We start from the raw sequence: 12,637 nt of genomic DNA on the forward strand, positions 1-12,637 counted from the left end.
GACGTTGTGGTGGACAAGCTCCGGCCCCTTCGGGACGGCGGCATAGGACCAGACATAGGCCGACAGGCTGCGCGGATGGGTGGCCGCGCGGGGCAGCGTGTCGCGCAGGCCCTCGCCCAGCAGTCCCGCCCCCAGCGCCGCCGGGTCGCCGTTGAACACCACGATCTCGGCGGGCAGGCGGGTGCCATCCTCCAGATGCACGGCGGCCACACGGCCCGCGCGCGTCTCGATCCGTGCGACCCCGGTGCCGAAGGTGAAGGCGGCGCCCTGCGCGCGGGCCAGCCGCTCCAGCCCCTGGGCCAGCCGTTTCATGCCGCCCTCGACCCGCCAGACGCCCTGCGCTTCGGCATGCCAGATCAGCCCCAGGATCGCGGGCGACCGGAAGGGTGAGCCGCCAACATAGGTGGCATAGCGCCCGAAGAGCTGCGCGAGCCGGGGATCGGTGAACCGCGCGCCCAGCGTTTGCGCCAGCGTCCTGTGCGGCGCCATGTCGAGGATCAGCCCGGGATGGGTCAGCACATGCCGCGTCAGAGCGCCCTGCGAGGGTGTGCCCGCCAGCATCATCGGCCCCTCGAACGCCTGATAGAGCCGCCTTGCCCGGGCGCAGAAGGCGCGGAATTCGTGCTCCGCCTGCGCCCCGGCAAAGGCGCCTACGGCGTCCGCGCTGGCCGCTTCGTCGGCGAAGAGATCGAGCGTTCCGCCATCGGGCCACCAGTGCCGCGCCAGCACCTCTTCGCGGTGCAGCGTCACATAGTCGGACAGCCGCGCGCCGGTGCTGTCGAAAAGCTCTTCGAAGATCGGGCGCAGGGTCATCACCGTGGGGCCCGCATCGACCGGCCCGGCCTCGGTCGCCATCGTGCGCATCTTGCCGCCCGGCCCGGGCGCGCGGTCCACGACATGCACCCTCAGCCCCGCATGGGCCAGCCGGATCGCGGCCGAGAGCCCGCCCATTCCAGCGCCGATGACGACGATTTCCTCAGCCCTTGCGGCCATCTTGATCCACCTCAAGGAATGTTGACTCGAAACCTTAGACTGTCCATCCTGATTTACAATCGTGAATGTCTCGCTGGCCTGACACATCGGGAATGTGCGGCGGGCCGGACCAGAACGGGGAGCCAACATGGACCTTTCGGGCCGCATCGAATCCGCCATCAGCCGTGCGATCGCAGAGGGACAGGCCGGGGCCGCCCCGCCGAAACTGGCCTCGGCGCTGGAATACGCGATGTCGCCGGGCGGTGCGCGCATCCGTCCCAGGATCTGCCTGAATGTCGCGCTGGCCTGCGGCGACGGCAAGCCGGAACTGGCCGATGCCGCCGCGGTGGCAATCGAGCTGATCCATTCCGCCAGCCTTGTGCATGACGACATGCCCTGTTTCGACAATGCCGATATCCGCCGCGGCAAGCCCGCCTTGCACAAGGCCTATGGCGAGCCGCTGGCGCTGTTGACCGGCGACAGCCTGATCGTCGCGGGGTTCGAGGTGCTGGCGCGTGCGGCGCATCACGACTGCCAGCGCGCAGTGGAACTGATCCGCATCCTCGGCGTGCGCACCGGCATGCCCTATGGCATCTGCGCGGGGCAGGGCTGGGAGAGTGAGAACAAGATCGACCTGTCCGCCTATCACCGCGCCAAGACCGGCGCGCTGTTCATCGCGGCGACCTCGATGGGCGCTGTCGCGGCGGGCCATGAGGCCGAGCCCTGGGAAGAACTGGGTGACCGCATTGGCGAGGCGTTCCAGGTCGCCGATGACCTCAAGGACGCGCTGCTCGATGCCGAGACGATGGGCAAGCCCGCCGGTCAGGACGCCGCCAATGGTCGGCCGAACGCCGTGGCCGAACTGGGCGTCGATGGCGCCGTGCAGCGGTTCAAGGACATCCTGTCGGGCGCCATCGCCTCGATCCCGTCCTGCCCGGGAGAGGCGCAGCTGGCCCGGATGGTCCGCGTCATGGCCGAACGGCTGATCCCCGAGCCCGCGCGCCAGGCCGCCGAATGACCGACGCCTCTCGCAGGTTCGGCTGGCGCCGCTTGCGCAACCGCAAGATCGCCTCGCGCGGGTTCCAGTCCTGGGCCAGCCGCTTTCCCCTGACCCGCGGCCATGTGCGGCGCGAGGGCGAGCGGCTGTTCGACCTGGTTTCGGGCTTCGTCTACAGCCAGGTGCTGTATGCCGTGGTCGAACTGGACCTGCTGGAGGCCACGTTCGACGCGCCGCAAACCGTTGCCGCGCTGGCCGACCGCAGCCGCATCCCCGAGGACCGGATGGAGGCGCTGTGCCAGGCCGCAACCGCGCTGGGCCTGTTCGAGAGGGTGGGGGGCGGCTATCAGCTTTCCGCGCTGGGCGCGGCGCTGGTCGGGGCGCCCGGCGTGATCGGCATGATCCGTCACCATGATGTCTTCTATCGTGACCTCGAGGATCCGATTGCCCTGCTGCGTGGCGAGCGCGAGACCGAGCTTGCCCGCTTCTGGCCCTATGTCTTCGGCGCGGGCGCAGCCGAAAACCCGGAGGTGGCGCAACGCTACTCGCAACTGATGGCCGACAGCCAGGCGCTGGTGGCCGAGGATACGCTGCGCACGATCCCGTTCGAGGGCATAACGCATCTGCTGGACGTGGGCGGCGGCACCGGCGCGTTTCTGGTGGCCGTCGGTGCGGCCAATCCGGGCCTGAAGATGACGCTGTTCGACCTGCCCGCCGTGGTTCCCGCCGCCGAGGCGCGGTTTCGCGCGGCGGGCATGGCGGATCGCGTCACCGTCACTGGGGGCAGCTTCCGCGACGATCCGCTGCCCGCGGGGGCGGATGCGATCTCGCTGATCCGGGTTTGTTATGACCATGCGGACGAAACGGTGCGCGCATTGATGGCGAAAATCTTTGCGGCGCTGCCGCCCGGCGGACGGTTAATCGTGTCCGAGCCGATGGCGGGCGGCGCGCGCCCGGACCGGGCGGGGGATGCCTATTTCGCCTTTTACTGCATGGCGATGCAGACCGGAAAGGCGCGGTCGCAGGCGCGGATCGCGGAACTGATGCGCGAGGCCGGATTCGAGCGGATCGAAACCCCCCGCCCCCGGCGCGCCTTTGTCACGTCGGTCGTGACCGGGTGTAAGCCTGGGGCGACATAATGGTCGCGCCGACCTGTCTAATAAAGTTGACACTTGGGGTTGTCCAAGTAAACTGACAAGAGCCGATCACCGATGCGTGAGTCCCGAGTCACTCGGGGGAGAAGCGGGAGGGGAGTTGTCCATGGAAACCACAGCCGTCATCCTTCGGGGCCCCAAGGAGCTTGGGCTCGGCAGGCTGGCGCTGACGGAGCCGGGGCCGCGCGATCTGGTCGTGCAGATCTCGCATTCCGGCATCTCCACCGGCACCGAAAAGCTGTTCTATACCGGCGAGATGCCGCCCTTTCCCGGCATGGGCTATCCGCTGGTGCCCGGCTACGAGGCCGCGGGCGAGGTGGTCGAGGCCGGGTCCGACACGAATTTCAAGGCGGGCGAGCGCGTCTTCGTGCCCGGCGCCAACTGCTATGACGGGGCGTTCGGCCTGTTCGGCGGCTCCGCCCGGCGGCTGGTGACCGATGCCAGCCGCGTGACCCGCATCGACCCCGGCCTTGGTGCAGAGGGGGCGTTGCTGGCGCTGGCCGCGACGGCGCGGCACGCGCTGGCGGGCGTCGACAAGAAGATGCCCGAACTCATCGTGGGCCATGGCGTTCTGGGCCGCCTGCTGGCCCGGCTGACCATCGCCGCCGGTGCCCCCGCCCCGACCGTGTGGGAGATCAACCCCGCTCGGGCCGGTGGCGCCGAGGGCTATGAGGTGCTGCATCCTGACGCCGATCCGCGCCGCGACTACCGCACGATCTACGACGCCTCGGGTGTCGGCAGCCTGCTTGACAGCCTCATCACCCGCATTGCCAAGGGCGGCGAGGTGGTGCTGGCCGGGTTCTATACCCAACCCCTGTCCTTCGCCTTTCCGCCCGCCTTCATGAAGGAGGCCCGCCTGCGCATCGCCGCCGAGTGGGACCGCGAAGACCTGCTTGCAACGCGCCAGCTTGTGGAAGCCGGGGCGCTGTCGCTGGGGGGGCTGATTACCCACAGCGTTCCCGCGGAAAAGGCCGCAGAAGCCTACGAAACCGCATTCAACGATCCTGCCTGTCTGAAAATGATCCTGAACTGGGGGGCCGAACATGACGCTTGATGTCCCGAATATCAAAGACATCGACCAGCGATTGAGGGACGAGGCGAACGAGCCTCTGGACGAAATCCCCCTGACCGAGCCGACCAAGAAGACCCAGATCATCGCGATCTACGGCAAGGGCGGCATCGGCAAGTCGTTCACGCTGGCGAACCTGTCCAACATGATGGCCGAACAGGGCAAGCGCGTGCTGCTGATCGGCTGCGACCCGAAATCGGACACGACCAGCCTTCTGTTCGGCGGCAAGGCCTGCCCCACGATCATCGAGACCTCGACCAAGAAGAAACTCGCCGGCGAAGAGGTGCAGATCGGCGATGTCTGCTTCAAGCGCAACGGCGTCTTCGCGATGGAACTGGGCGGCCCGGAAGTCGGTCGCGGCTGCGGCGGGCGGGGCATCATCCATGGCTTCGAACTGCTGGAAAAGCTGGGTTTCCACGACTGGGATTTCGACTATGTCCTGCTCGACTTCCTGGGCGACGTGGTCTGCGGCGGCTTCGGCCTGCCGATCGCCCGCGACATGGCGCAGAAGGTGATCCTGGTGGGTTCGAACGACCTGCAATCGCTGTATGTGGCTAACAATGTCTGCTCGGCGGTGGAATATTTCCGCAAACTCGGCGGCAATGTCGGCGTCGCGGGGCTGGTCATCAACAAGGATGATGGTACCGGCGAGGCGCAGGCTTTCGCCAAGGCGGTGAACATCCCCGTGCTGGCCGCGATCCCGCAGGACGAGGAACTGCGCCGGAAATCGGCCAATTACCAGATCGTCGGCACCAACGCCGGACCTTGGGGTGCGCTGTTCGGCGCGCTGGCCGAAGCCGTGGCCAAGGCCCCGCCGATCCGGCCCACACCGCTGGATCAGGACGGCCTGCTGGGCCTGTTCTGCCCCGAGGAAACCGGCGCCGGGTTCGAACTGATGCCCGCGACCGACGCGGATATGCGCGGCAAGAACGCCAAGCCCAAGAAATCCCTCGAAGTGGTCTACGACGATGTTTGACCTCGACGAACTCTCCCGCTGGGACGCGGCGCTGAAGGCGCTCTCCCATCACGAGAAACCGGAACCTGACGCGCATCGCAAGGCGGCCGACCGCGAACCGGCCTCCATGCGCGAGATGGAGGACGCATGACCGAAGAGGTCACATATGACACCGCCCACAGGGCGCAGGTGATCGAGGGCACGCCAAGGGGGCAGGGAAACGCCCCCCAGGAGGCGGTCGATCCGGCGCTGGGCGACGGCATGGGCTGCCATGCCGGAGCGGCCGAGATGGAAGCGGCGGCCCGCAGCGCGGGCAAGTCCGACATCCTCGACCGATATGCCAGGGATTATCCGCAAGGCCCGCATGACAAGCCGCAAAGCATGTGCCCGGCCTTCGGCTCGCTCCGCGTGGGCCTTCGGATGCGCCGCGTGGCGACCGTACTCTCGGGCTCGGCCTGCTGCGTCTATGGCCTGACCTTCGTCAGCCATTTCTACGGCGCGCGGCGGTCGGTGGGCTACGTCCCGTTCAATTCCGAAACGCTGGTCACCGGCAAGCTGTTCGAGGATATCCGCGAGGCGGTGCACGAACTGGCCGATCCCGACCGCTATGACGCCATCGTGGTGACGAACCTGTGCGTTCCAACCGCCTCGGGCGTGCCACTGCGACTGCTGCCGGACGAGATCAACGGCGTGCGGATCGTGGGCATCGACGTGCCGGGTTTTGGCGTGCCGACCCATGCCGAGGCCAAGGACGTGCTGGCGGGCGCGATGCTGAACTATGCCCGCAAGGAGATCATGGCAGGCCCCGTCGCCGCGCCAGAGGGTGGGCTGTCCGACCGGCCGACCGTGACGCTTCTGGGTGAGATGTTCCCGGCCGATCCCATCGTGATCGGCAAGCTGCTCGATCCGCTCGGGCTGGCCTGCGGACCCGTGGTGCCCTGCCGCGAATGGCGCGAGCTTTACGCCGCGCTGGATTGCGGCGCCGTGGCGGCGATCCATCCGTTCTACACTGCCGCCATGCGTGAATTCGACGCGGCCGGCCGGCCCATCGTCGGCTCGGCCCCGGTGGGACATGATGGCACAGCCGCCTGGCTTGCCAATATCGGCGATGCCTTCGGCCTGCCCGCCGACAAGGTCGCGGCGGCGCAGAACATGTTCCTGCCCGCCATCAAGGGCGCGCTGGCCGGGGCGCCGATAAACGGCACGATCACGCTGTCGGGCTATGAGGGATCGGAACTTCTGGTGGCCCGTCTGCTGATCGAGTCCGGTGCAAATATTCCTTATGTCGGAACGGCTTGCGCGAAGACGAAGCAATCCGAGGCGGACCGGGACTGGCTGGAATCCAAGGGCGTCAAGGTCAAGTTCCGCGCCTCGCTTGAGGATGATTGCGCCGCGATGGAGGCGATCCGGCCCGACCTTGCCATCGGCACCACGCCGGTCGTGCAGAAGGCCAAGGAACTGGCGATCCCGGGCCTTTACTTCACCAACCTGATTTCGGCCCGTCCGCTGATGGGACCGGCCGGGGCGGGGTCGCTCGCGCAGGTGGTGAACTCGGCGATTGCGAACAAGGGCCGCATGGCGTCCATGCGCGAATTCTTCGAAAATGTCGGAGAGGGTGACACCGCGGGCATTTGGGAGGGGGAACCGAATCTCCACCCCGAGTTCCGGGAGGCCCACCAGAAGAAACTCGCCAAGAGGCGTCGCGCCGAAAAGGCGGAGGAAATGATCTGATGCTGGTTCAGGATCACGACAGGGCCGGAGGGTACTGGGGGGCCGTGTACGCCTTCTGTGCCGTCAAGGGCCTGCAGGTGGTCATCGATGGCCCCGTGGGCTGCGAGAACCTGCCGGTCACCTCTGTGCTGCACTACACAGACGCACTGCCTCCGCACGAGCTGCCCATCGTCGTCACCGGCCTGGGCGAGGAAGAACTGGGCCGCGACGGCACCGAAGGCGCGATGAAGCGCGCTTGGGGTGCGCTCGACCCGGCGCTGCCGGCTGTCGTCGTCACCGGCTCGATCGCCGAGATGATCGGCGGCGGCGTGACGCCCATGGGCACCAACATCCAGCGGTTCCTGCCGCGCACCATCGACGAGGATCAATGGGAAGCCGCCGACCGGGCGATGACCTGGATCTTCACCGAATTCGGCATGACCAAGGGCCGGATGCCCCCCGAGAAGAAGCGCGAAGAGGGCGCGAAGCCGCGGGTCAACATCCTTGGGCCGATGTATGGCGTGTTCAACATGCCCTCCGATCTGGCCGAGATCCGGCGCCTGGTCGAAGGCATCGGCGCCGAGGTCAACATGGTGATGCCGCTGGGCGCCCATCTGGCCGAGATGCGCAACCTGGTGAATGCCGACGTCAACATCGTGATGTATCGCGAGTTTGGGCGCGGCCTGGCCGAAGTTCTGGGCAAGCCTTACCTTCAGGCGCCCATCGGCGTCGACTCGACGACGAAATTCCTGCGCAAGCTGGGCGAGATGCTGGGCCTTGATCCCGAGCCCTTCATCGCGCGCGAGAAGCATTCGACGATCAAGCCGGTCTGGGATCTGTGGCGATCGGTGACGCAGGACTTCTTTGCCACGGCCAGCTTTGCCATCGTCGCGAACGAGACCTATGCCCGCGGCGTGCGCCACTTCATGGAAAGCGATCTGGGCTTTCCCTGCGCCTTTGCGGTGGCCCGCCGGCGCGGCGCCAAGACCGACAACGAACAGGTCCGTGCGCTGATGGCGCAGAAGCGGCCGCTGGTCGTGATGGGTTCGATCAACGAGAAGATCTATCTGGCCGAACTGTCGGCCGGGCATGGGCCGAAGCCGGCCTTCATCCCGGCGGGCTTCCCGGGTGCGGCGATCCGGCGCGCGACGGGGACGCCCTTCATGGGTTATGCCGGTGCGACCTATCTGCTTCAGGAAGTGTGCAACGCTCTGTTCGACGCACTCTTTCACATTCTGCCGCTGGGCGCCGAGATGGACTCGGCCGCAGCGACACCTACCCGGCTTCGCCGCGACTTTCCCTGGGACGAGGACGCTCAGGCGCTTCTCGACAGGATCGTGGCGGAACACCCGGTTCTCACTCGCATCTCCGCAGCGAAATCCCTGCGTGACGCGGCCGAGAAGGCTGCGCTCGAACAGGGTGCCGAGCGGGTGGTGCGGGAAACGGTCGAGGCGCTTGCGCCTGCCGGTTTCGAACGACTTGAAAAGGGAGACAGCAGATGACCGACCAGACTTCCGACGTCCATGTCGCACGCGCGCACCGGCCGCCGAAAGCGGAATTCGCCGTCTACTTCACGATCATCTTCCTCGCAGCCCTGCCGCTGGCCTTCATCGCCACGCTGCTGTCGGTGCTGCGCAACGGTGATCTGAACACAAAGGGCCCGATCGCCCGCGCCTGGAGCCAGGCGCGGATCATCACGCCCATGATCTTTTCTGCCTGAGCAATCAGGCGCAAACCCGAATTCGTCCATCCCCCCCCGGGTGGGCGAGTAGCTGGCAGAGCATGACGCGCTGCTGGGACCCGGCCGCCGGGATGCGCGGCATCAGTCTGACGATCCGGAGGAAAGTTTATGGCTGAATCTGACCTGTCGTTCTCGGGTCTGACCGATGAGCAGGCGCAGGAAGTGCATGCTGTCTACATGAGCGGGCTTTGGCTGTTCTCGGCTGTTGCCGTTCTCGCTCACTTGGCAGTGTACATCTGGCGTCCGTGGCTCTGAGAGAGGGACCTGAAAAATGGCCAAGTTCTATAAAATCTGGATGATTTTCGACCCCCGTCGCGTGCTTGTCGCGCAGGGCGTCTTCCTCTTCCTGCTTGCGGTGATGATTCACCTCTTCGTTCTCAGCAACCCCTACTTCAACTGGCTGAACATCGCCGCCGAGAAGGCCGCTGGCGCGTAAGCCGCCCGGCCTTCCGGTGGACAGCACTGGAAGTGACATCAGCGCCGCGGGCGGAAGCCCCGATCTACCGCCCGCGGCGACCTCGAAGAACAAGGACGGCTGAGGCCCCTCACGGACACGGCCGCCATTTGCGGAGACAGACGATGGCACTGCTCAGTTTTGAGAGAAAGTATCGCGTCCGTGGAGGGACGCTCATCGGTGGCGATCTGTTCGACTTTTGGGTGGGGCCTTTCTACGTAGGCTTCTTCGGAGTGACGACCGCCTTTTTCGCCACCCTCGGGACCGCGCTGATCTTCTACGGTGCGTCCCTGCAAGGAACCTTCAACCCGTTCACGATCCACATTGCGCCGCCTGACCTTTCGCATGGTCTGGGCATCGCGCCGCTGGCCGAGGGCGGGCTTTGGCAATTCATCACCGTATGCGCGATCGGCGCGTTCGTCAGCTGGGCGCTCAGGGAAGTCGAAATCTGCCGCAAACTCGGAATGGGCTACCACGTTCCGATTGCGTTCAGCGTTGCGATCCTGGCCTATGTTACCCTGGTTGTGTTCCGCCCGCTGCTTCTGGGCGCCTGGGGCCATGGCTTCCCCTACGGTGTCTTCAGCCATCTCGACTGGGTGTCGAATACCGGCTACGCCTACCTGCACTTCCACTACAACCCGTTCCACATGCTCGGCGTGTCGCTGTTCTTCGCCACCTGTCTGGCGCTGGCTCTGCATGGCGGACTGATCCTGTCGGCCTGCAACCCGGGAAAGGGCGAAGAAGCCAAGACCCCCGACCACGAAGACACGTTCTTCCGTGACTTCATCGGTTACTCGGTCGGGACGCTGGGGATTCACCGGCTTGGCTGGCTGCTGGCGATCAACGCGGTCTTCTTCTCGGCAGTCTGCATCATCATCTCCGGTCCGCTCTGGACCGAGGGCTGGCCCGAGTGGTGGACCTGGTGGAGCAACATGCCGATCTGGCCCGATGTCGAGGCCGCCGGCGCAGGCCAAGGAGTTATGTAACCATGGCTGAGTATCAGAACATCTTTACCCAGGTCCAGGTTGCCGGCTCCGGTGACTGGGGCATGGACAACGAGAACAACATGATGGAGGAGCGGGTCGGCGGCATCGGCAACTTCCCGATCCTCGGCTGGTTCGGCAACGCACAGGTCGGCCCGATCTATCTGGGTTATGCAGGTGTGATCTCGATCTTTGCCGGCTTCACCGCCTTCTTCATCATCGGGTTCAACATGCTGGCGCAGGTCGATTACTCGATCGTCCAGTTCCTGCGTCAGGGCTTCTGGCTGGCGCTGGAACCGCCCAGCCCGGAATACGGCCTGCGCATTCCGCCTCTCAGCGATGGCGGATGGTACATGATCGCCAGCTTCTTCCTGCTGGTCTCGGTCTGGGCCTGGTGGTGGCGCACCTATTCGCTGGCTGTCGAGCACAAGATGGGCAAGCATATTGCGTGGGCGTTCCTGGCCGCGATCTGGCTGTTCATGGTGTTGGGCTTCTTCCGCCCGATCCTGATGGGCAGTTGGTCCGAGATGGTGCCCTATGGCATCTTCCCGCACCTCGACTGGACCACGGCCTTCTCGATCCGCTACGGTAACCTCTACTACAACCCCTTCCACGCGCTTTCGATCGCGTTCCTCTACGGCTCTGCCCTGCTGTTCGCGATGCATGGTGGTACCATTCTCGCCGTGACCCGCTTCGGCGGCGACCGCGAGCTGGAGCAGATCTACGACCGCGGCACCGCGGCCGAACGCGCGGCGCTGTTCTGGCGCTGGACCATGGGCTTCAACGCCACGATGGAAGGTATCCACCGCTGGGCCTGGTGGTTTGCGGTTCTCACCCCGATCACGGGCGGGATCGGCATCCTGCTGACCGGCACGGTTGTCGACAACTGGTTCATCTGGGCCCAGGAGCACAACTTCGCTCCGGAATACATGGAGCCCTATGGCTACGAAGCCTATACCGGGCGGACAGGAGGCTGACATGTTGAAACTCCCGAAATGGTTCTTCAAGTGGAGCGAAGACAACCCCACCGATTTGATTGGGCCCGGTATCCTTGCGGGGGTCGTGGGCGGGGCGGCGGCGATCACCGCGATCATCGTGGCCTTCGACAACCCCTACAAGACAGTCGACTACCAGACCGGCCCGCGCGGCATCGGCATGGACGTGTCCAAGTTCGTGAAGGACAACCCGCAATACGATCCCTACGAGGAAAGCTATCAGGCGTTCGCGCGGCCCGAGCCGCAGGAAGGCGAGCCGACGGCGGCCGAGGCGTATGGCGAAACCGTCATCGCCTTCGGCGACATGCCGCAAAGCAGCTTTGACCGGCTGCAGGAGGCGATGAGCGCCTGGGTGGGTGCGCCCGTGGTTCTGTATGACAACGGCGAGGTCGACGAGACCACGCTGGCGATCACGCGAAGCTGCGTCGAGGCAACCCAGTATCTTAACACCGAATGGGATACCCACAACCTGGCGTCCGACGGCAAGGGGGTGAACTGCTACACCTGCCACCGTGGACAGCCGACGCCTCCGGGATCGTGGCTCAAGGCCGGCGTGGTCAACTCGGCTGCGTCGGGCTGGGCGGGGGTCCAGAACCGGCTGCTGACCTATGAGCGTGCCGGGACGACCGCCTTCGTCCACAAATACACCCAGAGCGAGTTCACCTCGCTTCCGGTGGATGCGGTCGAGAAGTTCCTGCTGGACGGCGAGAGCATCAAGGTCCACGATCTTGAAAGCCGCGTTGCCCAGCAGCCGGGCGATCCGACCTGGCAGGACGCGGAGCGCACCTTCAGCCTGATGAACCATCAGGCGAACGCGCTCGACGTGAGCTGCGTCTTCTGTCACAACACGCGCGCCTTCTACGACGCGACCCAGGTCACCCCGGCCTGGTCGATCACGATGCTGGCGCAGCAGATGGCCATTGACATCAACCAGACCTACTACGAGCCCCGCTCGGAGATTCTGGGGCGCGAGTCCGCCAAGGTGAACTGCATGACCTGCCATATGGAGGTGATCAGCCCGCTGAACGGCCGCGACATGGTTGCCGAGTGGCCGGAACTGGCCAGCCCGGTGCAGTGACGTGAATTCCGGCCGGGCGGCGCGTATCGCATGCCGCCCGGCCGAACGTGATCGGGTCCCTTGCGGGGCCCGGTATTCGGGGCCTCCACACCCCGGTTCCCTTCCTGTCAGACACAGGACACTGGCGCCGTGTGGAGACGTGTCCACACGGCGCTTTTTTATCAAGAGAAACGCGCGGGAGAAGACCAATGAACAAGCCCCCGACCCCGATGCTGGACCGCGTTGCCGGTCCGGCCGACCTGAAGGGCATGAGCCAGGCCGACCTGACCCAATTGGCGCGGGACGTCCGGCAAGAGGTGATTTCCGTGGTCGCGCAGACTGGCGGCCATCTGGGCTCGTCGTTGGGCGTCGTGGAACTGACCGTGGCGCTGCATGCGGTCTTCAACACCCCCTTTGACAAGCTGATCTGGGATGTCAGCCACCAATGCTATCCCCACAAGATTCTCACCGGCCGCCGCGACCGTATGCCCACGCTGCGCCAGGGCGGCGGGCTGGCCGGGTTCTGCAAGCGGTCGGAAAGCGAATATGA

15 protein-coding genes are annotated in these 12,637 nt (G+C 65.7%); 14 read left to right on the forward strand and 1 reads right to left on the reverse strand.

Features of this window, described 5'->3' with window-relative positions; genetic code table 11:
• On the reverse strand, nucleotides 1–993 hold a 993-nt coding region (locus ENN83_RS06360), incomplete at its 3' end, for a phytoene desaturase family protein (protein WP_287185311.1).
• Nucleotides 994–1,120: 127 nt separating this feature from the next.
• On the opposite strand from ENN83_RS06360, the gene ENN83_RS06365 reads away from it, so the two are divergent.
• The 14 genes from ENN83_RS06365 to ENN83_RS06430 all read left to right on the forward strand — a co-directional run.
• On the forward strand, nucleotides 1,121–1,990 hold the full coding sequence (locus ENN83_RS06365) for a polyprenyl synthetase family protein (protein ID WP_287185312.1): 870 nt from the start codon (nucleotides 1,121–1,123) through the stop codon (nucleotides 1,988–1,990).
• Nucleotides 1,987–3,108, forward strand: a complete 1,122-nt coding sequence (locus ENN83_RS06370) for a methyltransferase (RefSeq protein ID WP_287185313.1) — start codon at nucleotides 1,987–1,989, stop codon at nucleotides 3,106–3,108. Before ENN83_RS06365 ends, ENN83_RS06370 begins: the two co-directional genes overlap by 4 nt.
• A 121-nt stretch (nucleotides 3,109–3,229) precedes the next feature.
• A complete protein-coding gene (gene bchC / locus ENN83_RS06375; RefSeq protein WP_287185315.1) occupies nucleotides 3,230–4,177 on the forward strand; it encodes a chlorophyll synthesis pathway protein BchC in 948 nt (315 codons plus the stop codon).
• Entirely contained in the window at nucleotides 4,167–5,168 is a 1,002-nt protein-coding gene (locus ENN83_RS06380) for a chlorophyllide a reductase iron protein subunit X (protein WP_287185316.1), read from the forward strand. Before bchC ends, ENN83_RS06380 begins: the two co-directional genes overlap by 11 nt.
• Nucleotides 5,161–5,298: a hypothetical protein gene (locus ENN83_RS06385; protein ID WP_287185318.1), complete on the forward strand. Its 138-nt coding sequence runs from the start codon at nucleotides 5,161–5,163 to the stop codon at nucleotides 5,296–5,298. Before ENN83_RS06380 ends, ENN83_RS06385 begins: the two co-directional genes overlap by 8 nt.
• Nucleotides 5,295–6,878 (forward strand): chlorophyllide a reductase subunit Y, encoded by a 1,584-nt coding sequence (gene bchY, locus ENN83_RS06390; protein ID WP_287185320.1) that lies wholly within the window; start codon nucleotides 5,295–5,297, stop codon nucleotides 6,876–6,878. The genes ENN83_RS06385 and bchY overlap by 4 nt, the downstream gene beginning before the upstream one ends.
• Entirely contained in the window at nucleotides 6,878–8,359 is a 1,482-nt protein-coding gene (gene bchZ, locus ENN83_RS06395) for a chlorophyllide a reductase subunit Z (protein ID WP_287185321.1), read from the forward strand. The genes bchY and bchZ overlap by 1 nt, the downstream gene beginning before the upstream one ends.
• The gene (pufQ, locus tag ENN83_RS06400) at nucleotides 8,356–8,577 is read left to right on the forward strand and encodes a cytochrome PufQ (RefSeq protein WP_132693282.1); all 222 of its coding nucleotides are present in this window, start codon (nucleotides 8,356–8,358) and stop codon (nucleotides 8,575–8,577) included. Before bchZ ends, pufQ begins: the two co-directional genes overlap by 4 nt.
• A 129-nt stretch (nucleotides 8,578–8,706) precedes the next feature.
• Nucleotides 8,707–8,853 (forward strand): light-harvesting antenna LH1, beta subunit, encoded by a 147-nt coding sequence (pufB, locus tag ENN83_RS06405; RefSeq protein ID WP_081532750.1) that lies wholly within the window; start codon nucleotides 8,707–8,709, stop codon nucleotides 8,851–8,853.
• A gap of 16 nt (nucleotides 8,854–8,869) precedes the next feature.
• Nucleotides 8,870–9,034: a light-harvesting antenna LH1, alpha subunit gene (gene pufA / locus ENN83_RS06410; protein ID WP_287185326.1), complete on the forward strand. Its 165-nt coding sequence runs from the start codon at nucleotides 8,870–8,872 to the stop codon at nucleotides 9,032–9,034.
• 143 nt (nucleotides 9,035–9,177) lie between these two features.
• Nucleotides 9,178–10,038, forward strand: coding sequence for a photosynthetic reaction center subunit L (gene pufL, locus ENN83_RS06415; protein WP_287185328.1), 861 nt, complete (start codon nucleotides 9,178–9,180; stop codon nucleotides 10,036–10,038).
• 2 nt (nucleotides 10,039–10,040) lie between these two features.
• Nucleotides 10,041–11,012: a photosynthetic reaction center subunit M gene (pufM, locus tag ENN83_RS06420; protein WP_287185329.1), complete on the forward strand. Its 972-nt coding sequence runs from the start codon at nucleotides 10,041–10,043 to the stop codon at nucleotides 11,010–11,012.
• A 1-nt stretch (nucleotide 11,013) separates the two neighbouring features.
• Nucleotides 11,014–12,108, forward strand: a complete 1,095-nt coding sequence (gene pufC / locus ENN83_RS06425; protein WP_287185330.1) for a photosynthetic reaction center cytochrome PufC — start codon at nucleotides 11,014–11,016, stop codon at nucleotides 12,106–12,108.
• Nucleotides 12,109–12,296: 188 nt separating this feature from the next.
• Nucleotides 12,297–12,637, forward strand: a 341-nt coding sequence (locus ENN83_RS06430; protein WP_287185332.1) for a 1-deoxy-D-xylulose-5-phosphate synthase N-terminal domain-containing protein, incomplete at its 3' end; no start/stop codon positions are given.

The organism is Rhodovulum sp. (assembly GCF_011048875.1).
Lineage (GTDB): Bacteria > Pseudomonadota > Alphaproteobacteria > Rhodobacterales > Rhodobacteraceae > Rhodovulum > Rhodovulum tesquicola.

Bases quoted from the DNA above. Each gene is read 5' to 3' on its own strand.
- pufM (WP_287185329.1), top strand. From the start codon at position 10,041: ATGGCTGAGTATCAGAACATCTTTACCCAGGTCCAGGTTGCCGGCTCC.
- ENN83_RS06365 (WP_287185312.1), top strand. From the start codon at position 1,121: ATGGACCTTTCGGGCCGCATCGAATCCGCCATCAGCCGTGCGATCGCA.
- pufC (WP_287185330.1), top strand. From the start codon at position 11,014: ATGTTGAAACTCCCGAAATGGTTCTTCAAGTGGAGCGAAGACAACCCC.
- ENN83_RS06385 (WP_287185318.1), top strand. From the start codon at position 5,161: ATGTTTGACCTCGACGAACTCTCCCGCTGGGACGCGGCGCTGAAGGCG.
- bchZ (WP_287185321.1), top strand. From the start codon at position 6,878: ATGCTGGTTCAGGATCACGACAGGGCCGGAGGGTACTGGGGGGCCGTG.
- bchC (WP_287185315.1), top strand. From the start codon at position 3,230: ATGGAAACCACAGCCGTCATCCTTCGGGGCCCCAAGGAGCTTGGGCTC.
- pufB (WP_081532750.1), top strand. From the start codon at position 8,707: ATGGCTGAATCTGACCTGTCGTTCTCGGGTCTGACCGATGAGCAGGCG.
- bchY (WP_287185320.1), top strand. From the start codon at position 5,295: ATGACCGAAGAGGTCACATATGACACCGCCCACAGGGCGCAGGTGATC.
- pufA (WP_287185326.1), top strand. From the start codon at position 8,870: ATGGCCAAGTTCTATAAAATCTGGATGATTTTCGACCCCCGTCGCGTG.
- pufQ (WP_132693282.1), top strand. From the start codon at position 8,356: ATGACCGACCAGACTTCCGACGTCCATGTCGCACGCGCGCACCGGCCG.
- ENN83_RS06370 (WP_287185313.1), top strand. From the start codon at position 1,987: ATGACCGACGCCTCTCGCAGGTTCGGCTGGCGCCGCTTGCGCAACCGC.
- pufL (WP_287185328.1), top strand. From the start codon at position 9,178: ATGGCACTGCTCAGTTTTGAGAGAAAGTATCGCGTCCGTGGAGGGACG.
- ENN83_RS06380 (WP_287185316.1), top strand. From the start codon at position 4,167: ATGACGCTTGATGTCCCGAATATCAAAGACATCGACCAGCGATTGAGG.